The 26,242-nt window shown below is 59.9% G+C and carries 18 protein-coding genes; 8 read left to right on the top strand and 10 right to left on the bottom strand.

Features of this window, described 5'->3' with window-relative positions:
* Positions 1-61: 61 nt before the first annotated feature.
* Together AABM52_RS16300 and hppD are read left to right on the top strand one after the other, a co-directional pair.
* On the top strand, positions 62-1,018 hold the full coding sequence (locus tag AABM52_RS16300) for an EamA family transporter (RefSeq protein ID WP_347906837.1): 957 nt from the start codon (positions 62-64) through the stop codon (positions 1,016-1,018).
* A 251-nt stretch (positions 1,019-1,269) separates the two neighbouring features.
* Positions 1,270-2,346 (top strand): 4-hydroxyphenylpyruvate dioxygenase, encoded by a 1,077-nt coding sequence (gene hppD, locus AABM52_RS16295; protein WP_347906836.1) that lies wholly within the window; start codon positions 1,270-1,272, stop codon positions 2,344-2,346.
* A 125-nt stretch (positions 2,347-2,471) separates the two neighbouring features.
* Here hppD and rarD read toward each other — a convergent pair whose 3' ends face one another.
* The 3 genes from rarD to AABM52_RS16280 form a co-directional block, all read right to left on the bottom strand.
* Positions 2,472-3,353 carry an EamA family transporter RarD gene (gene rarD / locus AABM52_RS16290; RefSeq protein WP_347906834.1) on the bottom strand — a complete coding sequence of 294 codons (882 nt, stop codon included), beginning with the start codon at positions 3,351-3,353 and terminating at the stop codon, positions 2,472-2,474.
* 135 nt (positions 3,354-3,488) lie between these two features.
* Positions 3,489-4,502 (bottom strand): aldo/keto reductase, encoded by a 1,014-nt coding sequence (locus AABM52_RS16285; RefSeq protein WP_347906832.1) that lies wholly within the window; start codon positions 4,500-4,502, stop codon positions 3,489-3,491.
* Between the two features lie 198 nt (positions 4,503-4,700).
* The gene (locus AABM52_RS16280; RefSeq protein WP_347906831.1) at positions 4,701-6,011 is read right to left on the bottom strand and encodes an MFS transporter; all 1,311 of its coding nucleotides are present in this window, start codon (positions 6,009-6,011) and stop codon (positions 4,701-4,703) included.
* 170 nt (positions 6,012-6,181) lie between these two features.
* Here AABM52_RS16280 and AABM52_RS16275 point away from each other — a divergent pair, with 170 nt between their 5' ends.
* The 5 genes from AABM52_RS16275 (at position 6,182) to AABM52_RS16255 (ending at position 15,291) form a co-directional block, all read left to right on the top strand.
* The gene (locus AABM52_RS16275) at positions 6,182-7,303 is read left to right on the top strand and encodes a sugar diacid recognition domain-containing protein (RefSeq protein WP_347906829.1); all 1,122 of its coding nucleotides are present in this window, start codon (positions 6,182-6,184) and stop codon (positions 7,301-7,303) included.
* A gap of 140 nt (positions 7,304-7,443) precedes the next feature.
* Positions 7,444-8,580, top strand: a complete 1,137-nt coding sequence (locus AABM52_RS16270) for a glycerate kinase (protein WP_347906827.1) — start codon at positions 7,444-7,446, stop codon at positions 8,578-8,580.
* A gap of 207 nt (positions 8,581-8,787) precedes the next feature.
* Positions 8,788-9,975: a pyridoxal phosphate-dependent aminotransferase gene (locus AABM52_RS16265; RefSeq protein ID WP_347906825.1), complete on the top strand. Its 1,188-nt coding sequence runs from the start codon at positions 8,788-8,790 to the stop codon at positions 9,973-9,975.
* Between the two features lie 263 nt (positions 9,976-10,238).
* Positions 10,239-12,239: a hypothetical protein gene (locus tag AABM52_RS16260; RefSeq protein WP_347906824.1), complete on the top strand. Its 2,001-nt coding sequence runs from the start codon at positions 10,239-10,241 to the stop codon at positions 12,237-12,239.
* Positions 12,240-12,423: 184 nt separating this feature from the next.
* Positions 12,424-15,291, top strand: a complete 2,868-nt coding sequence (locus AABM52_RS16255) for an autotransporter outer membrane beta-barrel domain-containing protein (protein WP_347906823.1) — start codon at positions 12,424-12,426, stop codon at positions 15,289-15,291.
* 129 nt (positions 15,292-15,420) lie between these two features.
* On the opposite strand, the gene AABM52_RS16250 is transcribed toward AABM52_RS16255, so the two are convergent.
* Entirely contained in the window at positions 15,421-16,167 is a 747-nt protein-coding gene (locus AABM52_RS16250; RefSeq protein WP_347906821.1) for a response regulator transcription factor, read from the bottom strand.
* 52 nt (positions 16,168-16,219) lie between these two features.
* A complete protein-coding gene (locus AABM52_RS16245) occupies positions 16,220-16,504 on the bottom strand; it encodes a LuxR C-terminal-related transcriptional regulator (protein WP_347906819.1) in 285 nt (94 codons plus the stop codon).
* 558 nt (positions 16,505-17,062) lie between these two features.
* Between AABM52_RS16245 and AABM52_RS16240 the strand changes: the two genes are divergently transcribed.
* The gene (locus tag AABM52_RS16240; RefSeq protein WP_347906818.1) at positions 17,063-19,258 is read left to right on the top strand and encodes a fibronectin type III domain-containing protein; all 2,196 of its coding nucleotides are present in this window, start codon (positions 17,063-17,065) and stop codon (positions 19,256-19,258) included.
* A gap of 21 nt (positions 19,259-19,279) precedes the next feature.
* Here AABM52_RS16240 and AABM52_RS16235 read toward each other — a convergent pair whose 3' ends face one another.
* The 5 genes from AABM52_RS16235 to AABM52_RS16215 all read right to left on the bottom strand — a co-directional run bounded on the left by AABM52_RS16235 (position 19,280) and on the right by AABM52_RS16215 (position 25,949).
* Positions 19,280-19,888 (bottom strand): LysE family translocator, encoded by a 609-nt coding sequence (locus AABM52_RS16235; RefSeq protein ID WP_347906816.1) that lies wholly within the window; start codon positions 19,886-19,888, stop codon positions 19,280-19,282.
* A 52-nt stretch (positions 19,889-19,940) separates the two neighbouring features.
* Positions 19,941-20,780 (bottom strand): AraC family transcriptional regulator, encoded by an 840-nt coding sequence (locus AABM52_RS16230; RefSeq protein WP_347906814.1) that lies wholly within the window; start codon positions 20,778-20,780, stop codon positions 19,941-19,943.
* Between the two features lie 76 nt (positions 20,781-20,856).
* Positions 20,857-21,498, bottom strand: coding sequence for a DUF1345 domain-containing protein (locus tag AABM52_RS16225; RefSeq protein ID WP_347906812.1), 642 nt, complete (start codon positions 21,496-21,498; stop codon positions 20,857-20,859).
* A gap of 179 nt (positions 21,499-21,677) precedes the next feature.
* The gene (locus AABM52_RS16220) at positions 21,678-24,776 is read right to left on the bottom strand and encodes an efflux RND transporter permease subunit (protein ID WP_347906810.1); all 3,099 of its coding nucleotides are present in this window, start codon (positions 24,774-24,776) and stop codon (positions 21,678-21,680) included.
* A gap of 15 nt (positions 24,777-24,791) precedes the next feature.
* A complete protein-coding gene (locus AABM52_RS16215) occupies positions 24,792-25,949 on the bottom strand; it encodes an efflux RND transporter periplasmic adaptor subunit (RefSeq protein ID WP_347906808.1) in 1,158 nt (385 codons plus the stop codon).
* Between the last annotated feature and the right edge of the window lie 293 nt (positions 25,950-26,242).

Below are 26,242 nucleotides of genomic sequence, written 5' to 3'. Positions count from 1 at the left end.
TACGATGACTGGGTATTAGCCGAATGATAAGGCATCTATCGAACATCCGGTCCTGGAATCCATGACGATCTGTGAGCAAAGCCTGGCAAAACCCTCGGATCTGCCGGTGTATCTGAAACTGGCGGCGGTCACCATGGTGTGGGGTGGTACCTTCGTCGCCGGGCGTTATCTGGCCGGTAGCCTCAGCCCGTTACTGGCGGCCAGCCTGCGGTTTCTGCTGGCCAGCGTGGCGTTGCTGCTGTTTATACGCATGGCGCGGACACCGCTGGTCCGGCCCAGCCCCCGGCAATGGCTGCAATTGCTTTTGCTTGGCTTTTTCGGGATCTATTTCTACAACCTGTGCTTCTTTTACGGTCTGCACTACATCAACGCTTCACGGGCGTCCTTGATCGTGGCGCTGAATCCGGCGGTGATCGGCCTGGCTTCCTGGCTGCTGTTCAAGGAGCGTTTGAACCGGGCCAAAGTCGTCGGCATTGCGATCGGCATGGCGGGGGCGAGCATGGTGATCGTCAGTCGCGACCCGCAACTACTGGCCGGCGGTGTCGATGCCGGTACCAGTGCCTGGCTCGGCGACCTGCTGATTTTCGGTTGCGTCCTCGGCTGGGGTGTCTACTCGCTGTGCTCCAAAGAGCTGAACCACAGCCTGGGACCGGTGCAAACGGTGACCTGGTCGATCCTGTTGGGCACCGGCATGCTCTGGATCACCTGCATCGTGCGCGGCGAGGTGAGTGTCGCCGCGATCGCCCAGCTTGGTGCGCAGCAATGGATGAGCCTTTTGTACCTCGGCGTGCTGGGTTCGGCGCTGGCGTACATCGGCTACTACGACGGCATTCGCAAAATCGGCGCGACCCGTTCCGGGGTGTTCATTGCCTTGAACCCGTTGACAGCGGTGATCCTTGGCGCGCTGCTGCTGGATGAGCCGCTGACGCTGGCCATGTGCCTGGGTGGCGGGCTGATACTGGCGGGGATTTTCCTCTGCAACAAACCCCTTGCGCGGGCATGGAAAAAGGGGATTTGATACAGAAGGCGGACAAACTGATTTACGCTGTGTAGAATCGGGTTACGCATACAATAATAATCGTCTTCTGGCAGCAGAAGCCTCGCCCGCAAGAGCCTTGGGTCGAAAATGAAGATATTCGGGTTTCAACTGATCTACGGTGACTTTCTCGCCCGCAGTGTGCGGGGCATCTCCTGTGCGCCACCCACCGGTCTCAGCATTGCTTACAACTAACCTTTGTTAATTGATAAAAAAATGATGAGGCGCCGACCATGGCAGATTTATACGAAAACCCAATGGGCCTGATGGGCTTTGAATTCATCGAGCTCGCATCGCCGACCCCGAACACCCTGGAGCCGATCTTCGAGATCATGGGCTTCACCAAGGTGGCCACCCACCGTTCCAAAGACGTGCACCTGTATCGCCAGGGCGCGATCAACCTGATCCTCAACAACGAACCCCACAGCGTCGCCTCGTACTTCGCGGCCGAGCACGGTCCGTCGGTGTGCGGCATGGCGTTTCGCGTCAAGGATTCGCAAAAAGCCTACAAGCGTGCCCTGGAAATCGGCGCCCAGCCGATCCACATCGAAACCGGCCCGATGGAACTGAACCTGCCGGCGATCAAAGGCATCGGTGGTGCGCCGCTGTACCTGATCGACCGTTTCGGCGAAGGCAGCTCGATCTATGACATCGACTTCGTGTTCATCGAAGGCGTCGACCGCCATCCGGTCGGTGCCGGCCTGAAGATCATCGATCACCTGACCCACAACGTGTATCGCGGTCGCATGGCCTACTGGGCCAACTTCTACGAGAAGCTGTTCAACTTCCGCGAAATCCGCTACTTCGACATCAAGGGCGAATACACAGGCCTGACCTCCAAGGCCATGACCGCACCCGATGGCATGATCCGCATCCCGCTGAACGAGGAGTCGTCCAAGGGCGCCGGGCAGATCGAAGAGTTCCTGATGCAGTTCAACGGCGAGGGCATCCAGCACGTTGCGTTCCTGTCCGATGACCTGATCAAGACCTGGGACCACCTGAAAAGCATCGGCATGCGCTTCATGACCGCGCCACCGGAGACCTACTACGAAATGCTCGAAGGCCGTTTGCCGAACCACGGCGAGCCGGTGGATCAACTGCAGGCGCGGGGCATTTTGCTGGACGGTTCGTCCGAGTCGGGCGACAAGCGTCTGCTGCTGCAGATCTTCTCGGAAACCCTGATGGGGCCGGTGTTCTTCGAGTTCATCCAGCGCAAGGGCGACGACGGTTTCGGCGAAGGCAACTTCAAGGCGCTGTTCGAATCCATCGAGCGTGACCAGGTTCGTCGTGGTGTTCTCTCCACCGACTAACTGATCTAAACGCTAAACCTGTGGGAGCGAGCTTGCTCGCGATAGCGGTTGTACATTCAACATTAATGTTGACTGACACACTGCAATCGCGAGCAAGCTCGCTCCCACATTTGTTTTGGGTGTGCTTAAGGTCGCCGTTGCCGCACCAGATGCTTGAACCCTTCGAACACCAGCACCAGCACCGCCATCCAGATCGGGATGTAGGTCAGCCATTCGCCGGCCTTGATGCTTTCTCCCAGCAGCAGCGCCACGCCCAGCAACAGCACCGGTTCGACGTAGCTCAACAAGCCGAACAGGCTGAACGGCAACAGGCGACTGGCAATGATGTAGACCACCAGTGCCGACGCGCTGATCACGCCGAGCATCGGGATCAACAGCGACAACCATGGATGCTGTTCAAACACACCGAAACCTTGCGCACCGCTCTGGACGAACCAGAACGCCACCGGCAGGGTCAGGGCCATGTCCAGCCACAAACCGCCGAGGTTGTCTGCCGCCAGCCGTTTGCGCAGGACGAAGTAGGTCGGATAGCCAATGCAGACCAGCAAGGTCGCCCAGGAAAAACCACCGATCTGATACACCTCGTTGACCACCCCCAGGCAGGCGAACACCACGGCGACTTTTTGCAGATAGGACAGGCGTTCGCCGTAGGCCAGGCGCCCGGTCAGGACCATGGTCAGCGGCAGCAGGAAATAGCCGAGTGATACGTCGAGGCTGTAGCCGTTCAACGGTGCCCACATGAACAGCCACAGCTGCACACCGAGCAGGGCAGAAGAGGCGATCAGCGCGCCTATCAGTTTCGGATTGGCCATGGCGCGCCGAACGATCTCCAGCACGCGCTTCCACTCCCCGGACACCACCATGAACACGGTCATGCACGGGACGGTCAGCAGCATGCGCCAACCGAAGATTTCCACGCCGCTCAAGGGGGTGAGCAGCGACGTGTAGTAATACATGACGGCAAACAGCACCGAGGCTGAAACCGATAGAGCGATACCTTTAGACAAGCTGTCCTCGCGAGGTTGAAGGTGAAACGGGGGGCGGAGGATACGTGGTTTTCGCGTCGAATATTGACCAATCAATCAACACGGCTCAACTGTAGGAGCGAGCAGGCTCGCTCCTACAATGGGTTATGTGTTGATTCAAGGAGTGCGCGGTTTACGCCCCGACACAAAATGGCTCGCATCATTGAACCCCGGTGTCGACGCATGCCCCGGTGTCACCAGCGAATCAATGAACGCCTCGTCCTCGGCCGTGATCTTCACCGCCTGCGCCTTAGTGTAGGCGTCCCACTGCGCTTCGGTACGCGGCCCGACAATGGCCGAGGTCACGGCGCTGTTGTTCAGCACCCACGCAATCGCGAACTCGACGATGCCGACGCCGCGCTCCTGAGTGTATTGCTGGATCTGCTGGGCGATGCGCAGGGACTCGACGCGCCATTCGGTTTCCAGGATGCGTTTGTCCTGGCGTCCGGCTCGGCTGTTGGCATCAGGTTTCACATCCGGTGCGTATTTGCCGCTGAGCACCCCGCGCGCCAACGGGCTGTAGGGCACCACGCCCAGGCCGTAGTTTTGCGCCGCGGTGATCTGCTCGATTTCAGCCTGGCGGTTGACGATGTTGTACAGCGGTTGGCTGATCACCGGCCGGTCAATGCCCAGTTTGTCGGCCACGCGAATGACTTCGGCGATGCGCCAGCCACGGTAGTTGGACAGGCCCCAATAGCGGATTTTGCCTTGGCGAATCAGATCGCCGATGGCCGAGATCGTGACCTCCAGCGGCGTATTGTGGTCTTCGCGATGCAGGTAATAGATGTCGAGGTAGTCGGTGCCCAGGCGCGTCAGGCTGGCATCGATGCCGTTGAACAGGTGCTTGCGGCTCAGGCCGCTGCGGTTGGGGACGCCGTCCACGGGACCGAAGCCGACCTTGGTGGCCAGCACCCATTCATGGCGGCGGCTGGCGATGGCCTCGCCGACGATTTCCTCGGAACGGCCGTTGGTGTAGACGTCGGCGGTGTCGATGAAATTGATGCCCTGGTCCCAGGCCTTGTCGATGATTCGCAGGGAATCTTCGGCGCTGGTCTGTTCGCCGAACATCATGGTGCCCAGGGTCAGGGTGGACACCTGCAGACCCGAATGACCCAGCGTGCGGTAGCTCATGAGCAAATCCTTTTACCAGTGGGAAAGGCTCAATCAGATACCAGAACGATTGCCGGGAGCAAACGCAAATCTCAGACACACTCCAATCAACTGTAGGAGTGAGCCTGCTCGCGATGACGGAGTATCAGCCAACATCCATGTTGACTGTGAAACCGCTATCGCGAGCAGGCTCACTCCTACAGGGGAAATGGGTGTTGATCAGGCACGCAGGGTACGGGTCATGCGCAACGCCAGCAAACTGCCGCAGACAATCACGCCCGCCAGCAAATACAACGCCGCATCGGTCGAACCGGTGCTGTCCTTGACCCAACCCACCAGGTACGGGCTGAGGAAGCCGGCCATCTGCCCCATGGAGTTGATCAGCGCCAGGCCGCCGGCCGCAGCACCCGCACTGAGCAGGGCGGTCGGCACCGGCCAGAACATCGGCAGGCCGGTGAGAGCGCCCATGGTGGCGATGGTCAGACCGAGAATCGCGATCGCCGGGTTGGCGGCGAAGTTCACCGCGATCAGCAGCCCCAGCGCGCCCATCAGCATCGGCACCACCAAATGCCAGCGACGTTCCTGGCGCAGGTCCGCCGAACGGCCAACCATCAACATGAACACCGCGGCCAGCAGGTACGGAATCGCACTGAGCCAGCCGATCATCAGGTTATCGCTGAAGCCCAGGTTCTTGATGATCGACGGCAGCCAGAAGTTGATCGCGTACACGCCACTCTGGATGCAGAAGTAGATCAGGCCGAAGGCCCAGATCGCCGGGTTCTTGAATACCGCCAGCAGCGAATCGGTGGTGGTTTTCGGCTTGTTCGCCAGATCTTCGGCGTGGTCGGCTTCCAGCACCGAGCGCTCGAAGGGGGTCAGCCACTTGGCGTTGGCGTAGCTGTCGCTGAGCAGGAAGTAAGCCAGTGCGCCGAGGATGACGGTGGGAATGCCTTGCAGCAGGAACATCCACTGCCAGCCGGCGAGACCGCCATGGCCTGCCGCGAAGTGATTGAGAATCCAGCCGGAGAACGGACTGCCGAGCAGGCCGGAGACCGGGATCGCCGACATGAACAGCGCCATGATGCGACCACGGCGGAAGGTCGGGAACCACTGCGAGAGATACAACACCACGCCGGGGAAGAACCCGGCTTCGGCCGCGCCGGTGAACAGGCGCAGGGTATAGAACTCGGTCGGCGTGGTGACGAACAGCAGGCAGGTCGACAGGCTTCCCCAGGTAATCATCATCAGCGCGATCCAGCGCCGCGGGCCGAATTTGGTCAACGCCAGGTTGCTTGGCACGCCACACAACACGTAACCGATAAAGAAGATGCCGGCGCCGAGGCCGTACACGGTTTCGCTGAATTTCAGCGCGTCGAGCATCTGCAGTTTGGCAAATCCAACGTTTACCCGGTCGAGGTAGTTGAACAGGTAGCAGATGAAAATGAAGGGGATCAAGCGCAGGGTAATGCGCTTGTAGACGGCGTTTTTGTCGTCAGCGATGGCGTCGGACGCTACGGCGCTCTGTGTCATGGCGGCTCTCTCTTTATTATGATTTTTTGCGATGCAAAGGGTAACGTTGATCGCCCAGAGAGTCTCGACCACCCTCAGGGTGGCTGTCTTTGTGCCTGAGCACAGGGTTTGTTACCAAGGCCTGTGCGGGTGAACAACCCGTTCCATCACTGTCTTCAAGGATCACTTGCATGTTCGAACTCGATCACGACCTGGCCCAGGACATCGTCGACCGGGCGATGGCCATCCTGCCGTACAACGTCAACGTCATGGACAGCCAGGGCTTGATCCTGGGCAGCGGTGAGCCGGAGCGGGTCAACACCCGGCATGAAGGCGCGCAACTGGTCCTGGCCAATGGCCGGGTGGTGGAGATCGATGCGCAGACGGCGATTCATCTCAAGGGCGTGCAGCCGGGTATCAACCTGCCGCTGATGCTCGACCAGCGCCTGATCGGCGTACTGGGCATCACCGGGGAACCCGAGCAACTGCGCACCTACGGCGAGCTGGTGCGCATGACCGCCGAAATGCTGGTGGGCCAGCGCAATCAGCAGGCCGAACAACAATGGCGACGCCAGCGCTGCGATGATCTGCTGGCGTTGTTGCTCAGCGAAGCCGGGGATGCTCCGCGACTGGTCGATGAAGCGCAGCAGTTGGGCCTCAAGCCCCAGATGACCCGGGTGCCGTACCTGTTCGAACTGGGCCTTGAGCACGCGCCAGGGCAAACCGTCGAGGCACTCAGCGCCTGGTTGACGTCGCGTCACCCCGACAGTTGGTGCGTGAGCTCGGCCAAGACCTCGTTGCTCTGGTGCCGGCCGGCGAGCCAGACGGTCGAGAACGAGCGCTTGCTGGACAAACTCGACGGCCTGGGCTGGAACATCCTGCGCATTGCCGTGGGTGGGCAGGCCGATGGACTTTCGGGCTTGCGCCGCTGCTATCGCCGGGTCGGTGACTTGCTGGCCTACGGGCGCGAAGTATTGCCGCGTTCCCGATTGCTGACGCTCAATCGCTATCGGCTGCCGGTGATGCTCTGGCGCCACCGCAACGACGACGCCCTCGACGAACTGCTCAATCCGCTGCGCAAGGTCATTGCCAAGGACAACAACGGCCAGTTGCTGGCAACCCTGCGCAGCTGGTGCGAACACGACGGCCAGAGCCAGGCCTGCGCCGATGCACTGGGCATCCATCGCAACAGCCTGCGCTATCGCATGGAGCGGATTGCCGAGCTGAGCGGGGTTGACCCGTTGCGACTGGACGGCATGCTGGCGTTGTATCTGGGCGTGCAACTGCTGCCCGAGTCAGACTCAATTTCGTGAGCGACAAAATCCCACAGGTAACGCGTCTGCCACGGGCTTTGTGGAAATGAACAATAATCCTCACAACCGCTTGTGCAGCGGCCCGGCGTTATTGTTCATGGCGGCTGGCAGCATGTGGGCATTGGAACTGGAGAATTCCCATGAAAATCGTGATCGCCCCCGACTCGTTCAAGGACAGCCTCAGCGCCCAAGGCGTGGCCGATGCCATTGCATTGGGATTGGCCCAGGTCTGGCCTGATGCCCAACTGATCAAATGCCCGATGGCCGACGGTGGGGAAGGGACTGTCGAGTCGATCCTCGCCGCGTGCGAAGGCGAGCAGCGCCGCACCCTGGTGCGCGGGCCGCTGGGCGCCACGGTGGAAGCCACCTGGGGCTGGTTGCCGCAGAGCCACACCGCGATCATCGAAATGGCCGAGGCCAGCGGTTTGCAATTGGTTCCGGTGGCGCAGCGGGATGCGTGCATCAGCAGCACCTTCGGGACCGGGCAATTGATCCGCGCCGCACTGGATGCCGGTGCGCAGCGGGTGATCCTGGCGATTGGCGGCAGTGCGACCAATGACGGCGGCGCCGGTGCCATGCAGGCCTTGGGCGTGAAATTGCTCGACGCCCAGGGGCAGACGCTCTCACCAGGCGGCCTCGCCCTGGCGCAATTGGCCCGCGTCGACCTGAGCGACATCGATCCGCGTCTGGCCCAGGTGCGCTTCGACATCGCCGCCGACGTCAACAACCCGCTGTGCGGCCCCCACGGTGCCTCGGCGATCTTCGGCCCGCAAAAAGGCGCCTCGCCCGTGCAGGTTGAGCAGCTCGACCGCGCACTGGGGCACTTTGCCGACCATTGCGCGCAAGCCTTGAACCACGACGTGCGCGACGAACCGGGCAGTGGCGCGGCGGGCGGCCTGGGGTTTGCCGCCAAGGCGTTCCTTGGTGCGCAATTCAAGGCGGGTGTTGAAGTGGTCGCCGAACTGGTGGGTCTGGCCGACGCCGTTGCAGGCGCCGACCTGGTGATCACCGGTGAAGGGCGTTTCGATGCGCAAACCCTGCGCGGCAAGACGCCCTTTGGTGTGGCGCGGGTCGCCCGGGAACATGGCGTGCCGGTCATCGTCATCGCCGGCACGTTGGGCGAGGGCTATCAGGCACTGTACGAGCATGGCATCGACGCTGCGTTTGCCCTGGCGAGCGGGCCGATGACTCTGGAGCAGGCCTGTGCCGAGGCGCCACGTTTGCTGCGTGAGCGGGCGACCGATGTGGCGCGGGTCTGGCGGGTGGCTAGTCGCTGACTCTTCGAACACCCCCCAATCCCTGTGGGAGCGAGCTTGCTCGCGATGACGGCGTGTCAGCGACTTCAATGCTGACTGACATACCGCTATCGCGAGCAAGCTCGCTCCTGCAGGTTCATCCATTCCTACTATGTCGGCGATCGAGGTGCCGTATTGCGCGATTTGAGATAGGGTTGTGGCCAGGAATACGCGCGACAGGAGAACGCCATGCGCTACTCAGCCTTGACCCAACGAATCGCCGGTGACGGAGCGGCGGCCTGGCAGATTCACGATCGAGCGCTGGTGCTACGCGAGCAGGGTGTCGATGTCTTGCTGCTGTCGATCGGCGACCCGGATTTCGACACCCCACAACCCATCGTGCACGCGGCCATCGACAGTTTGCTGGCCGGCGACACCCACTACCCGGCGGTGCGCGGCAGCCAGGGTTTGCGCGACAGCATCGCCCGGCATCATCGCCAACGCAGCGGCCAGGCAGTGGATGCGCAGCACGTAATCGTCTTCCCCGGGGCGCAGTGCGCGGTGTATTCGGTCGTGCAATGCCTGCTCGACCCGGGGGACGAAGTGCTCGTCGCCGAGCCGATGTACGTGACCTACGAAGGCGTATTCGGTGCCTGCGGGGCGAAAGTGGTGCCGGTGCCGGTGCGTTCGCAGAACGGCTTTCGGGTCGATCCGGCCGATGTCGCGGCACTGATCACGCCGAACACCCGCGCGATGTTGCTCAACAGCCCGAACAACCCCTCCGGCGCCAGCCTGCCAATGAAGGCCTGGAAAGCGCTGGCCGAATTGTGCATTCGCCATGACCTGTGGTTGATCAGCGACGAGGTCTACAGCGAACTGCTGTTTGAGGGAGAACACATCAGCCCCGCGAGTTTACCGGGCATGGCCGAACGCACGGCGACCATCAACAGCCTGTCGAAATCCCACGCCATGAGTGGCTGGCGGGTGGGCTGGGTGATCGGGCCGCAATCGCTGTGTGAACATTTGGTGAATCTGTCGTTGTGCATGCTGTTCGGCATTCCGGACTTCATCCAGAACGCCGCGCAACTGGCGCTGGATGAAAACCTGCCGCACGTGGCGCAGATGCGAGAGGAATATCGCCAGCGTCGCGATCTGGTGTGCGCCAGTCTGGATCTGTGCCCTGGCATCCGGGCGATTCGCCCCGATGGCGGCATGTTCGTGATGGTCGACGTGCGCCAGACCGGGTTGTCGGCCCAGCATTTTGCCGAGCGGTTGCTGGACGGCTATGGCGTGTCGGTGCTGGCAGGCGAAGCGTTTGGGCCGAGTGCGGCGGGGCACATTCGCATCGGTCTGGTGGTGGACCGGCAGAAGCTGGCGGACGCCTGCCGACGTATTTCCCTGTGTGTGACGGACTTGCTCGAGGGGTTGCGGGCGTAGCGCAGTCGTTCAGTTTTTGGGGGCATCAGGGTCGTGCCAGTTCTTGCAAGTTTCCGCCAGACGGTAGCGTAAACCGGCCTGTACCTGTCAACTTTGACAGTATCGCGTTTTAGATAACCGGCGCTTAATTTGCCCAGGTCTCATGACCGGGCAGAACGACAGAGTGCTTTGCAGTGATTGAGCCATGCGTTGGACTGCCAGAAAAGTTTTGAAGGTCATGAGTCGGTTCATGGCCGAACTGAAACGATTTTGGAGAGATAAGCATGGCAAGTTCATTTGAAAAACCAACGGCTGAGCAGGTGCGGGCCAATTATCGTGAGCAGTTCTTTGTCGCGGATCTAATAGTCCCCACTGTTGTAGACGTCATGTCCGGGGATCTTGACGGGTTGATCCACAAAGACAAACTTGGCGCACCGTTGAAAGTTTCAATTCCATTGTGGAGTGAACGGCCTCCTGTTTCAGGGCTGGTAAATGTTTTGACACTGGAATGTCAGCTTTCAAGTTCCCCCGAGTGGGTGCGTGTCGGTACTCCAGAAGATGTTCCCGGGCCTGATGATCTGCCTGATAGCGCCTTTCCCCTGCCAAGGGAGATCCCTCTTGATATTTTCAAAGACTATGAGGGTAAGTTTCAATTTCGTTACCGGGTAAAGAACTGGAATGACCTGAATGACAGAGAATCCCCATCGGCCCCGGTAACCGTCGACAGAACCGGACCGCTCTGGGCGGACCCGCCACACGCAGTGATCGATATCGTTGAAAAACCGGTGATCACCGATGCTGTTTTAACGCGCGATAACGGCGTCTTTTGTGTGATCCCGGATTTTATCGAGACGAAAAGGGCCGAAGTTCAGGTTCACGTCGCCTGGCTGGATAGAGTGCCGTTGCCGACGGACGATATTACGGATTTTATCGTGCTTTCGCAGGCGATGCCTGCAGATCGCAAGGTGCTGGTACCTGCGGCTGCTGTCAGGGCCTATGGCTCGAAAACCCAATATGCAGTGGCCATTCTGGTAGACAAGGCAGGCAACCGTGGTGAACTGTCGCTACCGGCTACGGTGCAGGTTGCATTGGGCACGCTGCCCAGTGCCTTGAAGCCTTGCACAGTGCCTTTAGCCGTCGATGGCGTAATTGATCGGGCCGACGCCGCTTTTCCAACCAAGGTCCATATCGAGTCGTACACCGGGTACAACAACGATGACGGCATCCTGGTGAAGTGGGGGACGAGGGAACTCGCCCGGACTTCTGTCGGCGTACATTTGCCATTTCCTCTGACTATCACGGTGCCCTGGTCCCATATGGCGCAGGAGTATGACTTCAACTCGGCCACTCATGTGCAACCGGTCAATGTGGACTACAAGATTTTGAGGGGCGACTACCCCTACGCTTCGCCAGGGGCCATTGCAGTCAATACGGACTTCGCGATCCCAGGGCCGGTCAACCCGGATCCGGACCCGATCAATCCGAATCTGAATTTAATCGCCTTCTTGAGTTCAAGTGGTAGCAGTACCGAATTGACTGTGGGCGATATCGGCAAGGATGCAACAGCGTCCATCGAATTGTTCGACGACCCTGAAGTCGGCGATACCCTGACGCTTTTTTACAATGGTGTTGCCGTCACCTCGTCCGAAAACCCTTATGTTGTCGACGGGACTGAAGGCCCCAATGAAGATATCGAGTTCGTCATTCCGTGGGGTGACATCGAGCCCATCCCAGTCATGAATGACTTACCGTTGCATTACACGCTGACGCGCGCCGGTTTTGCCAACCCTCAGGAGTCAAAGCGCACCACCATTGACGTTCTTGTGGAGATCGTCGATCTGCCCGAACCAGAGTTTCCCGATGCAGTTTTTCCTTTCGGGGTAGCCAATTGCAACAGCCTGAGGTTGAAAGCTCCGGGAAGTACTGAATATGGGATCTTCGTACATATACCTGCGTCGACTTACCTGAAAGCCGGCGTAGATGTCGAACTGGAGTGGCAGACCTACGAATACGACGGCACCACGGTAATAGCCGACACCGACCACGAGGAGACGGTGACCGTTTCTGATCAACAGCAAGCGAACGGCATCGATTGGTATGTTCCTTATGAAAAATGCCTGAAACCTACCTTTAGACCCCCCATCAGTGGGGGGAAGGGCACTGTGAAGTACTCCATCGACGTTCGCGGCACGCCCGTGTCATCCGACCCGGTCAGCGTTATCGTTGCCGTATTTGAATCTGCCGGTGGCCCGGGTAACGACCACTGCAAAATTCCCAGACCTTGAAATCATTCAATAACAGGTAGCAGGAGGAGGCGGTTTTCCTGCTGCCTGTTATTGAGTGAGTCGATGCTTGGGATTAATCCTACAGACGCATCCGAACGCTCTGGGTAAATTCGCCGCCACTGTCTGTAGGGCTAAACCATCGACCCTGACGGACTCAAATCAACGCCTTTATTTTGCGGTGCTTATGAATCCTAAACGTATCTTTGCCCTACATCCTCTTTCGGCCTCACTGAAGTGGATGACACTCCTGCCCTTGTTGCTGGCTAGCACACACTCATGGGCAAAAATCATTGATGGAGAGGCGCAGGCGATTGATGGCAGCGTTGCCGCCGACCAATACCTGCTGCGAAATCAGGCAAGCCTGATCGCCGACGGTGCAACGACCAAAGAAATTCGGGCCGAATCAGGCTCCTCCTTGATCCTGAACGGTTCGACGGTGACGTCGGCTGGCAGCAGCATTGGTGTCGAGTTGGTCAATAGCAGCGCAACGATCAACGGCAGCACCGTTACCGGAAGCAGGGCAGGTCTGTCATTGGGCTCTCTCGCTGCGGCACCTGTGGGATCCAGGGCTACGGTTGCGGACAGCGTCATCACCGGAGGCACCACTGGCATTGAGGTTGGGGCCAAGGGGGATCTGACCCTGACACGAACCGTGGTCACCGGTATTAGTGCCGTCGGTTCGGGTGTTCAGCTTTCCACCGGCAATGTTTCGGCAACGGCCAGCACGATCCGCGGAGGTGCCCAAGGGGTACTCTTTTTACCCGGTGGTGTTGCCGGAGCGCCCAGTCGCCTGGCACTCGACGGCACCCGCGTGGAAGGTCAAACCGGCGCGGCGATTGTCGTCAATGACTTTGGCCTGGCGCCGATCCTGGCCACGATCGAGGTGAACAACGGCTCCACCCTGGTCGGTGGCAACGGGCGCATCCTGGAAATCAAAGGCACATCCACCGCCAACATGACCGTGGACAACAGCCATCTGGTGGGCGATGTCGTCGCAGGTGCAGGCGCAACGGCCAACATCACCCTGCAAAACCAATCGACCCTGACCGGCAGGCTCGAGAACGTCAACCAACTGACTGTCAACAGCAATGCCCGCTGGGTGATGGTCGGGGACGGCAGCGTTGAAAACCTGGCGCTCAATGGCGGTGGTGTACAGTTCGGTAACCCTGGCGAATTCTTCAAATTGTCGGTGGGCAGTCTGTCGGGTGAGGGCGGTACGTTCTACATGCACACCAATTTTGGCCAGGTCGATACCCTGACCGTCACTGGCACTGCCACCGGCAACCACAGCGTCAGCATTGATGCCAGTGGCTTTGAGCCCGTGGCCGCCGGTGCCATGCCGGTCGTTCATATCGGTGGCGGTGATGCCAGTTTCTCCCTTCTGGGCGGGCCGGTGGACCTGGGGGCGTTCTCCTATGACCTGATCAAGCAAGGCACTAACGACTGGTACTTGAACACCCTGACTCGGACGATCAGCCCGGGGACCGCGTCGGTACTGGCGCTGTTCAACACCGCACCCACCGTCTGGTATGGCGAGCTCACCACTTTGCGCAGTCGCATGGGTGAAGTGCGAATGGACGGAGGCAAGGCCGGAGGTTGGGTGCGCGCCTACGGCAACAAGTTTGATGTCGACAGCGGGAACGGTGCGGCTTACCAGCAAACCCAGCACGGTCTTTCCTTCGGTGCCGATGCGCCGTTGCCGGCGGGCGACGGGCAATGGCTGGTGGGATTGCTGGGTGGCTACAGTAAATCCGATCTCAACCTCACTCGTGGTTCCAGCGGTACGGTCGACAGCTACTACCTCGGTGCTTACACCACCTGGCTGGATGAACCTACCGGTTACTACTTTGACGGCGTGCTGAAATTCAACCGGTTCCAGAACGAATCCGATGTGCATCTGAGTGACGGCAGCAAAACCAAGGGCAGTTACGACACCAATGGTGTCGGCGCGTCCCTGGAGTTCGGGCGGCATATCAAATTGGCGGATGACTACTTTGTCGAGCCGTACACGCAATTGTCGGGCGTGGTGATCCAGGGCCAGAGTTATGACCTGGACAATGGCCTGACTGCAGACGGTGAACTGACCAGTCTTAAACAGGGTGGCAACAGCACAAGCTTCCTGCGCGGCGATGGAGTTGTGCTCGCCGAGCACCAGGCAGGTGCTGACCCAAAGTCGTTGATGCTGGTCGCTGATCAGAAAAATACGTTACTGAGTGAGGTCGCCAGCGGCGGGGCCAGTCACGTTACGTTTACGCCCTATGGTCACCCCAGTGCGCAACAGCCGGTGAGCGCGGGTTTGGGTTACAACGGCGAATTCAGCGAGCCGCAAACGGGCTGGCAACTGTTGGGTAATGGGTACCGTGCCTATAACCCTCGGCTGATGAAGTTTCATAGCCCGGACAGTTTCAGTCCGTTTGGGGAGGGTGGGGTGAATGCGTATACGTATTGTGAGGGGGAGCCGGTTTTGAGTGCGGATCCGGATGGGCATTCAGCGTTTGGCAATTTTCTTCGGGTGCTTAGACCTACTACTACGCAGGCTGTCAAAAAAGGTGTGCCAACAGATTTGTTGAAAAACAATAAAGATCGTGCAGCATCGGTTCGCCCGCTCGGCAGCAAAGATGTTGTTCGGTTGGAAAAGATGGTCAGGTTGCGTGCAAGGCAGCAAGAAATAGTTAAATGGGATGTGCAGCAGCGGTCCAAAGATCCAGTGTATGTAGCGAGCTACAATGAAAAACATGTTGATAGTGACTTTGTAGCTGATATGCGCGGCCATTTAGCAAATGCGGACTCTGATGTGAATAATGCTCGGAGTTTGTATGACTTCGCGCGAAATAATGTCGGAAAACTGGGCATTACCAAAGAGTCGTCAATGGATATAAAAATTGAAGCGCTCGAGTACGACGTAATTGTTGGCGCTATCCGGGGAAAAGGAGCTCAAGAGTATTATCAATATCGACAAAATCAGATGTTTTTGGCTAATCGGACGAATGCTAATGCCGGAGGTAAATCAAAATCTAATAAGCGAGCTCATCAGGCGCCTGGCTATAGATGATAAGCAACAACGCGTATTTATATGTCCGACTAAACTGGATGGCACCGAAAGTGCTGGCAGCCATCCAGTTTTTTGCCAGCCATTACATATTAACCATGGCAAATTGTCAGGCTGATTAATAACAAACCCTCACCCCAACCCACTCACCCGCGCAAACTCAACCAACCCACCGTCATGGTCAAGTCCCAACTTGTCCATGGCGGTTCTTTTTTGGCGGCTGATGGTCTTTTCGCTGCGATTCAACTGCGCGGCAATCTGCCGTCCGGAGAAGCCCTGGACAAACAACCTCACCACCTCCAGTTCGCGCTCGGAAAGGCTGGCCAGCGGCAGGCGTGTGCCACTGGCGGGCAAGGCGTGGGTTTCCAGTAAAGTGGCAAAGGTTGGACACACATACAGACGCCCTTTGACCACCGTTTGCACCGCCCGCTTCAGTTCACTCAGGGGGCTGCGCTTGTCGAACAAACCACCAACGCCTGTGTTGAGCAGCGCTTGCAACAGTGAAGGGTTACGCAGCGTGGTCATCACGATCATCGGGATATGGCTGAAGTGGCGCTTGAGGTAACCCATCAAGGCCAGTCCATCGGGCAAGCCTGCGTAGGGCATCGAGTAGTCGCTGATCAGCAGGTCGCAGGGGGTGTGCTGCAAAAGCCCGATCAGCTCTTTGGCGTTATGGGCTTTGGCCACAATCGAGAGCGCTGGTGGCGTCGGTGTGGACAGGGCGAGTTCGGCTCCCGCCAGCACCACCGGGTGATCGTCCGCGAGGATGATGCGTAGCGGGCTGCCGTGGCGGTGCCCGTACGATACGGGTGTATCGTCACAGGCACTGTCGCTGGGGGGAGAAGGCGTTGAGCAATGAGGCGTTTGATGCGGGTTCATGAAATGTCTCAACAGAGGGCGATGGCACGCGGACCGCTGTGGAGACACCGGTTCAAGGCATATGAATCAAACCCTGCTCCAGCGCCATGGCCATGGCGATCCAGCGCGATCTCACACCGAATTTTCGGCGAATGTTGCAAAAGTGATAATTCACACCGGCCTCGGTACAACTGACGATCTGGCCGATCTCCCATGACGACTTGCCGGCGGCGCTCCACTGCAGGATTTCCTTTTCCCGGGTGGTGAGTTTGATCGCTTGCGGTGGCTTGCTCTCCCGGGGCAAGAGGTTGACAGCAGTTGGCGATGATCGAACTGACACGGAATTGGTGCGATACATAATTGAATCTCCCATTCATCATCATTGACGGCGTGGGCGCGGCGGAATCCTCCTACTGCATGAAGGTGTGGTTCGCGCGGCCGTCCTACAACCACCGATAAAGGGCTGTAGGCACGACCCCCTTATAGCGCGATAAAACCCTCATGGAACCTGTCAGAAATTACAGGTGGTCGACTTTAGTCGAGATCCGGCGAAAACACTGTCGGCTAATGCATCCTGATTTGTAGGAGACATCGCCGTCCTCATGAAGCCTACGTATCTGGTGGTAATTTTTTGATTGGACGGGCTTTTTTGTCGTGGACACCAGCGGGTGAGCCGAAAAAAGCATGGGCAAAAAAAGCGCTTGGGCACAGTCCGACCCCGCCTGCGGTGTAATGCCCGTCCGTCGAATTGAACGTCTGTCAGGTGCGTGCTGGTTTGTTGCGATTGATCTGCAGCGGCTTCGGGTTGCCAATAGTAGAAAAACCCAGGCGTTGCACTAACAGTTCTGTCAGTGGTGCCGTAACGGCAAACAGTAACTAATGGCAGGCATGACAACCATTGCCTGAGGACTGTGCTGTGGTCGACCGTGAACACCCATCCGCCTTGCCGCAACTGACATATGTTGCTCTTCCGGTCATTATTGCTGCGACCCCGCAATCAGAGTCGTCCATCAGTGTCATTTGGGGTTACATGGCCGGCGGCGGGCACATCGGTACTCGATTGCTGTGGGAGACAGAAGGGGGGATGGTCGGCGGGTTCGATGTCCCGATCAGTTCATTACGCTATGTCATCACCGGCCTCAATCCTGATACTCGATACACGATAAAAGCCTTCGGGCTCAAGGGTAGCGAGGTCTCTCCCGGCAGCAAGGATGTGCAAGCCACCACCAAACCCGCATCCTCGTTGCCGGCCAGCCCGACGAATCTCGCCGCTGCGCCTACGAAGGACACCATCACATTGACCTGGTCCGGCCCCGCGAACGCTTCCATCTACAAACTCAGCTACGGCCATGCACCCAGCGGACCGGTGATTCGCAACGAAACAACCATGAGCATGGCGTACACGTTCAATGGATTGAGCGCGGGCACCTTGTATTACTTTGAAGTTCGTTCATCCAACAATGTCGGCGACTCGGCTCCGGCGCGCATAACCCAACAGACGTTGCAGGTGCCCACAGTGCCAGGAGGGCTGCGAGCGACTCCCTCCATTTCAGCGATGGCCGTAGAGTGGTCTGCCTCCATCGGTGCGGTCGACTATGTGATCCGTTTCGGCGTAGAACCCGGTGGTCCCGTGACGACGCTGACCACGCAGCTATTGCGGCATCCGCTGGAAAACCTGATCAAAGACACGCTTTATTTTATCGAGGTCAGCGCTCGTAACCACAACGGGGAGTCATCCCCGGCACGTATCACCCAGAAGACCCTTGATGGCCCGCCACTGCCTCCCAAACCTGGCAGCCTGTACGTCGTCACCACCCATGATGCTGTCACTATCGTTTGGGGCCCGCCGCAATCGGCCGGTTACCTGGTCAGCATCGGAATCGAAACTGCGCAACGCGAGGTTTTCGCTACGCAAGCCACGCCGTACATGAACCATCGCTTTCAAGGCCTGCGTCCTGAAACTCGTTATTTCATTGAGGTGCGTGCAACCAATGCCAGTGGTGAATCCGAACCCTCCCTGGCCAGTGCGTCGACCCCAACTTTTCAGGCCCCTCAAGACCTGTCTGTCGAAGAACTCACTGATGATTCAGCGCGCTTGAGCTGGCGTGCGAATGCCGATTACACGACACAGACGCAATATGAGATTTATCTGGGCAATCAGCTTCTGATGACGCAAACCGAAAGCACCTGCCTGATCACCGGGCTGATCGAGCAGAGCGGGTATGAAGCCAAGGTGCGGGCCAAAGGCATCGGGCAATACGGCTTGGGCGACTATTTCTCCGGGTTCGTGTCGAAGCGATTCAACACGCCGGCCTACGATGGCGTCCGCATCTGCGCGCCCGGAAACTTGAGGGGCACTCGCGACACCGCCACAACCGTATTGCTCAGTTGGGACGATTCCTACGAAAGGTGCGATTTGTGTCCCAATGCCGTGGGCTATGAGGTATCCGGTGCTGGCATCGCGACCATCAACGTGGCGCGACCGCCGTGTGAAATATCCGGCTTGAGCGCCGTTCGCCAGTACCGGTTTTCGGTTCGGGCACGTGCAGGCGGGAACAACGTTTCATCGCCAGTCGATTGTATGATCGGTGCGTGTCCGGACACGCCATCCTCTTTGCAAGTTAGCGGCATAACGGGCACCGGTGCAACGCTGGCATGGTCGATCCCGGCCGGCAACGTGGCCGTGGCCGATTACCTGGTTGCCTGCGATGGTTCGTTCGTTGGTGCAACCCGTGAAATGAAATACACATTCTCGTCGTTGGAGCCCGGAAAGACTTACCGCGTAGAGGTCCGGGCGCGCAGTGGAGCAGGAGGGGTGTCTGCCCCGGCGACCGCGACATTCGCCACAGGCGATACATCAAATTCACCACGCAATCTACACGTCACGGCGAATGAAAGCCGCAGGGTCTCCATTGCCTGGGACGCGCCATCGGGCCCTTCGCCGATTGGCTACCGGGTCAGCGTGCTCTGGAAGCCAACCGACGTTACCCAGCCGGAACATACTCTGTTCAACCTGATCCCCGGATTGCCACTCAACATCGCCGTGTGCAGTCGTTTTGCAGCAGGTGTTGTGTCGGATTGGGTGTACGTCATGGTCTTGCCGAAACCCTAGAGTGAGGCCTGGCCTCCCAGATCACAACATTACACTCAACCACGCCGAACCCAGCAGCAACAGCGCCATGAGGCCATTGAACCCTTGCATCGCGCGGGGTGAACGCAACCAACGACTGGAACCCGCGCCGAGCAATGCCCAAACCCCGAGACAGGGCAGCGAGACCAGGAAAAACGCCAGGGACAGGTACAGCACATGCGCAAACCGGTGTTCACCCACCCCGGCGAACACACTGACCACCGCCAGCGCCATCATCCAGGTTTTCGGGTTGATCCATTGCAGGCCGGCCGCGCCGAGCAAGCCAAGGCGCTGCTCGGCCTGCGCAGTGGCAATGGCAACGGCAGGGGCGCGATAGATTTGCCAGGCCAGATAACTTAGCCATGCCACGCCAGCCCACTGCATGATCGTTTGCAGCAGGGGCCATTGAGTCAATGAAGCACCGGCACCTGTACCCACCAAAAACACAAGTATCGCGGCGCTGGCGCAGGCGCCAAGGATGATCGGAACCGCAGCGGCCAGACCGAATCGGGCGCTGTTGCTCAGCACCAGAATATTGGTCGGGCCGGGAGTGATCGAAGCGACAAAGGCGAATAGCAGAAAGGGCAGCAAGGTCGGGAAAGTGGAAGGCATCGCAGGCAGACTCCGGTGAAGATCAGTACGCTGATCTTCACAATTGCCGGTATTACCTGTCTGGAAGATTTGAGCATCGCTTGCGGTACAACGCGGGCGTCAGGCCGTAGGCGCGCATGAACCAGCGCCCCAGATGGCTTTGATCGGCAAAGCCCAGCGCCATCGCCACCGCCGCCGGTTGTTCGCCACGGGCCAGCATCCGCCGCGCCGTGGCCAGGCGCAATTGCACCAGATACGCGTGGGGCGCCATGCCATAGGCCGCCTTGAACGCGCGGGTCAGGCGGAAGCGGTCGACGCCGGTGACGGCGGCCAGTTGATCGAGGCCGATGTCGTATTGCGCGTTGGCATGCAGGTATTCCCGGGCTTTCTGCGCCACCCGCGGCAGACGCGGGTCCTGGCCATCGCGGGCGCGCCAGTGCAAGTGGCTGGTCAGGCGTTCGAGCAAGCCGTCGAGGGCGGTCTGGCGGACGATCTTCAGTTCACCGCGATGCAGGGTTTCAAACGCCAGGCTGGTGGCCTGTGCCAGACGCGCATCGCTGGCCAGGGTGGCGGCGAAGCTCAGCTGGCTGTTGTCGGGGGCGTGATCGAACACGGCACTGAGTTCGCGCTGCAACCACTGCGGGTCGAGGTACAGCATGCGATAGGTGAAACCGTCAGCGTTCGGCGCTTCGCCGTCATGGATGTCACCGGGCTCCAGCAGAAACACCTTGCCCGGCGTGCTCTGGTGCTTGGCCCGTCGGCAATTGAATTGCTGTACGCCTTGCTCGGTGACGCCCACCAGATAGCTGTCATGCCAGTGCGGGTCATAGGCGTGACCTTCGAAATGCGCGCGCAGGGTCTCGATGCCGGTGTCGGCATCCTGGGCCAGGTCGATCCAGTTGTGAGACGTCATGCTGCACCTGTGGGGCGGATTGCCGAACTATTTAACGCCCGCACCGAGGGTGATGCCTAGAACGTTTGTGCAGTCTTCAGCCGAACAGTCCGGCGGCGATGTTGATCGAGAACCCGAGAATGGCGGTGTTGAACACAAAACCGATCAACGACTGGGCCAACACGATCTTGCGCATGCCCCGGGTGGCGACGCCGACATCCGAGGTTTGCACCGCCACACCGATGGTGAACGAGAAGTACAGGAAGTCCCAGTAGTTGGGGGTCGTCAGCCCTTCGGCAAAACGCAGCGCCGGTTCCTTGCCGTCCCAGATGTAATACAGCCGGGCGTAATGCAGGCTGAAGATGACCCCGATCAACAGCCATGAACCGATGACGGTCAGGGCGGTGAAGCCGTAATGCAAAAGCTTGCGCGTGGTTTCCAGGTCTTTGCTGCCGGCCAGTTCGAAGGTGATGGCCGCCAGGCTGGCCAGTGCGGCAATGCACACCAGCGCCAGCACCAGCCCGGCGTTTTCGTCTTCGATTTCGGCGATGCGTTTCACGTCAGGCGCTTTCGAACGCACGGTGAGCCAGAGCATCAGCAGCAGGTAGATCCAGACGCCGGCATTCCAGCCGATGAGGATCTTGTTGATGGGCGAATCGGCCGGAACCAGAAAGCCTATCGCGATGCCAATGAGGATGGCGGCGGACAGGCGAGGGTGGGTGCGTGCGAGGAAGATCATGGAGGCTCGATGGATTGGGGCTGTGCAATCACCTTAGCCCAGGTGACCCCGATCTTGAAATCAATGAGGCCTCCTGTGGGAGCGAGCTTGCTCGCGATGGCTGTGTGTCAGTCGACGATGATGTAACTGATAGTCAGCCATCGCGAGCGAGCTCGCTCCCACAAGGTTTGTGGTGTTGGTTAATGGGCTTTGTGGCGTTTGCGCACCAGCTTCATCACCACCACAAAAAACACCGGCACGAACACCACGGCCAGTGTCGCCGTGATCATCCCGCCGATCACCCCGGTGCCGATGGCCTGCTGGCTCGCCGAACTGGCGCCAGTCGCGATCGCCAGCGGCACCACGCCAAGGATGAACGCCAGGGAGGTCATGACAATCGGCCGCAACCGCAGGCGTGCCGCTTGCAGGGTGGCGTCGATCAGGTCGTGGCCTTCGTCGTACAGGCTTTTGGCGAATTCGATGATCAGGATGGCGTTCTTCGCCGACAGGCCGATGATGGTGATCAGTCCGACCTTGAAGAACACGTCGTTGGGCATCCCGCGCAAGGTCACCGCCAGCACCGCGCCGAGCACGCCCAGCGGCACCACCAGCAGCACCGAGGTCGGGATCGACCAGCTCTCGTACAACGCCGCCAGACACAGGAACACAATCAGCAGCGACAGCCCCAGCAGGATCGGCGCCTGGCTGCCGGACAAACGCTCCTGCAACGACAGCCCGGTCCATTCCTGGCCCAGGCCCGCCGGGCCTTGCGCCACCAGCCGCTCGATCTCGGCCATGGCCTCACCGGTGCTGTGGCCCGGGGTCGGTTCACCGGAAATACTGATCGCCGGGTAGCCGTTGTAGCGGGTCAACTGCGCAGGGCCCTGGGTCCACTTGGCCTGCACGAAGGCCGACAAGGGCACCATTTTTCCGTGGGTGTTGCGCACGTGAATTTTCAGCAGGTCTTCCACCTGGCTGCGCTGGTCGCCCTCGGCCTGCACCACGACACGCTGCATCCGCCCCTGATTGGGGAAGTCGTTGATGTAGGCAGAGCCCACGGCCGTGGACAGCACGTTGCCGACGTCGGCAAAGGACACCCCCAGCGCGTTGGCCTGCTTGCGGTCGACCACCAATTGCACCTGCGGTGCCTCGGCCAGGGCGCTTTCGCGCACGTTCATCAGGATCGGGCTTTTTTCCGCCGCCGCGAGTAACCCGGTGCGGGCTTCCATCAACTTCTCATGGCCGAGACCACCGCGATCCTGCAGGCGGAACTCGAAGCCGCTGGACGTACCCAGGCCATCCACGGGCGGCGGCAGCACGGCGAAGGTCACTGCGTCCTTGATCTGGCTGAGGGCGACGTTGGCCCGGTCGGCAATCGAAGCCGCCGAGTCGTCGCTGCCACGCTCGGACCAGTCCTTGAGTGTGCTGAACGCCAGCGCCGCATTCTGCCCGCTGCCGGAGAAGCTGAATCCGAGAATCACCACTCTGTCGCGAATACCCGGCTCGCCGGCGTTGTGCGCTTCAACCTGCTCGGCCACCTGCACCGTGCGATTCTTGCTCGCCCCCGGCGGCAACTGGATGTCGGTGATGGTGTAACCCTGGTCTTCCACCGGCAGGAACGAGGAGGGCAGGCGACTGAAGGCCAGGCCCAGACCGATCAGCAGCACACCGTAGATCAGCAGGTAGCGCCCGGTACGTTTCAACGCGTAGGCGACCCAGCCCTGATAACGGTCGGTCAGTTGTTCGAAGCGACGGTTGAACCAGCCGAAGAATCCGGACTTTTCATGGCGCTCGCCTTTGGCAATCGGCTTGAGCAGCGTCGCGCACAGGGCTGGGGTCAAGGTCAGGGCGAGGAAGGCCGAGAACAGGATCGAGGTGGCCATCGACAGCGAGAACTGCTGGTAGATCACCCCGACCGAGCCCTGCATGAACGCCATCGGAATGAACACCGCGACCAGCACCAGGGTGATGCCGATGATGGCCCCGGTAATCTGCTTCATGGCCTTGCGCGTGGCTTCCTTGGGCGACAGGCCCTCGGTGGCCATGATGCGCTCGACGTTCTCCACCACCACGATGGCGTCGTCCACCAGAATGCCGATCGCCAGTACCATGCCGAACATGGTCAGCACGTTGATCGAAAACCCCAGCGCCAGCATGGTCGCAAAGGTGCCCATCAACGCCACCGGCACCACCAGCGTCGGGATCAGCGTGTAGCGGATGTTTTGCAGGAACAGGAACATCACCGCGAACACCAGCAGCATCGCCTCGCCGAGGGTGTAAACCACCTTGGTGATCGAGACCTTGACGAAAGGCGAGGTGTCGTACGGGATCGAGTACTCGACGTTCGCCGGGAAGTAGCGCTTGAGCTCATCCATCTTCGCCCGTACCAGGGTCGCGGTGTTCAGGGCGTTGGCGCCGGGTGACAACTGCACCGCGACGGCGGTGGACGGCTTGCCGTTCAGGCGCGTGGAAAACTGGTATTCCTGGCTACCGATTTCGACCCGCGCCACATCACTGATGCGCACGGTCGAGCCGTCCGGGTTGGCCTTGAGGACGATGTCGGCAAACTCTTCGGGGGTCGACAACTGGCCCTTGACCAGAATGGTCGCGGTGATTTCCTGGGTGGTGCGGGTCGGCAGATCGCCGATGCTGCCCGCTGATACCTGGGCGTTTTGCGCGACGATGGCGGTGTTGACGTCCGCCGGCGTCAGGTTGAAGGCGAGCAGTTTCTGCGGGTCGATCCAGATCCGCATCGCCCGCTCGGCGCCGTACAGCTGCGCCTTGCCGACGCCGTCCAGACGCTTGACCTCGTTCATCACGTTGCGCGCCAGGTAATCGCTGAGCGCCACGTCGTCGAGCTTGCCGTCGCTGGAGGTCAGGGTGATCAGCAGCAGGAAACCGGAGGAGACTTTCTCCACCTGCAAACCTTGCTGGATGACCGCTTGCGGCAGGCGAGACTCAACGGCTTTCAGGCGGTTCTGCACATCCACCTGGGCCAGTTCCGGGTTGGTGCCCGGCTGGAAGGTGGCCTTGACGGTGGCGCTGCCCAGGCTGCTCTGGGATTCGAAATACAACAGGTGATCGGCGCCGTTGAGCTCTTCCTCGATCAGGCTGACCACGCTCTCGTCCACGGTTTGCGCCGAAGCGCCCGGGTACACGGCGTAGATTTCGATTTGTGGCGGCGCAACATCCGGGTATTGCGCCACCGGTAGTTGCGGAATGGCCAGCGCACCGGCCAGCAGGATGAACAAGGCAACCACCCAGGCGAACACCGGGCGGTCGATAAAGAACTGCGGCATAAAAAAGCGTCCTGCTTACTGACCAGTCGCCTGGGCAAGTGGAAGAGGGGTGTCGTCGATCTGCACTTTCTCGCCGGGGCGGACGTGCTGCAGGCCCTCGATGACGATGCGGTCGCCTGCCTTCAGGCCGCTGGTGACGATCCAGCGATCGTTCTGCACGGCGCCCAGTTCGACCGGTTGCTGGCCGACCCGCTGTTCGGCGTCGAGCAGCAGCACCTGGGCGATGCCAGCGCTGTCGCGCTGGATGGCCCGTTGCGGCACGCTGATACCCTGCTGGTTGACCGCTTGTTCCAGGCGTACGCGCACGAAGCTGCCGGGCAACAAGTCGAGGTCGGGGTTGGGGAACTCGCTGCGCAGGATGATCTGGCCGGTGCCCGGGTCGACGGTGATGTCGCTGAACAGCATCTTGCCCGGCAGCGGGTAGAGGCTGCCGTCATCCTGGATCAGCGTGGCCTTGGCCTGGTCCTGGCCGACCTGCTGCAACTGACCGGAACGGAAGGCGCGGCGCAGTTCATTGAGTTCGCGGGTGGACTGGGTCAGGTCGGCATGAATCGGGTTCAGTTGCTGAATCAATGCCAGCGGCGTGGTTTCGTTCTGCCCGACCAGCGCGCCTTCGGTGACCAGCGCGCGACCGATACGCCCGGAAATAGGCGCGGTGACGGTGGCGTAACCGAGGTTCAAGCGGGCGCGTTCCACTGCGGCCTTGTTGCCGGCAACATCGGCGGCACTCTGCCGGGCGTTGGCCCGGGCGTTGTCGTAGTCCTGGCCACTAATGGCCTTGTCGTCGATCAACCGGGCGTAGCGCTGCTCCTGCAGCCGGGCCTGGAACGCGTTGGCTTCGGCCTTGCGCAACGCCGCTTCGGCGCTGTCCAGGTCAGCCTTGAACGGCGCCGGGTCGATGCGGAACAACACATCGCCCTGTTTCACGTCGCTGCCTTCACGGAAGGTGCGCTGCAACACCACGCCAGCCACGCGGGCACGCACTTCGGCCATGCGCGGTGCGGCAATGCGCCCGCTCAGTTCGCTGCTGATGGTCAGTGGCCGCGCTTCGATGGTTTCGATGCGAACCGTGGCCAGCGGCGCCTGTTCCTCGGCATTCGAGGACTTGTCACACGCGGCCAGTGCCAACGCCAGTGCAATCAGGCTGAGCCTGGCAAGCAGATTCTTCGACATGTCATACCCCAATAAAGACCCCCAGCATCCTACTGGGCGAAGGCGAGGGTAGCGGTGAAGCTTTGTTGGTGCTGTGTGAAATTGTGTAAGGGTTTTACTCAGGTGTGGGTCAGGGCGTATATCCTGCAGTCCTTGATTTCTATTGCGCCTGACAGATTGCTTTCGCGGGCAAGCCCGCTCCCACAGTGGTCGGTGGTGTTCATATCATTTGTGTTCACCTCAAATCCCTGTGGGAGCGGGCTTGCCCGCGAAGAGGCCGGAACAGACGCTAAAGCACTTTCTGGAAACACCCC

The sequence above is a fragment of the Pseudomonas grandcourensis genome (assembly GCF_039909015.1).
Taxonomy (GTDB): Bacteria; Pseudomonadota; Gammaproteobacteria; order Pseudomonadales; family Pseudomonadaceae; genus Aquipseudomonas; species Aquipseudomonas grandcourensis.
This window is presented reverse-complemented; position numbering and strand designations above follow the sequence as displayed.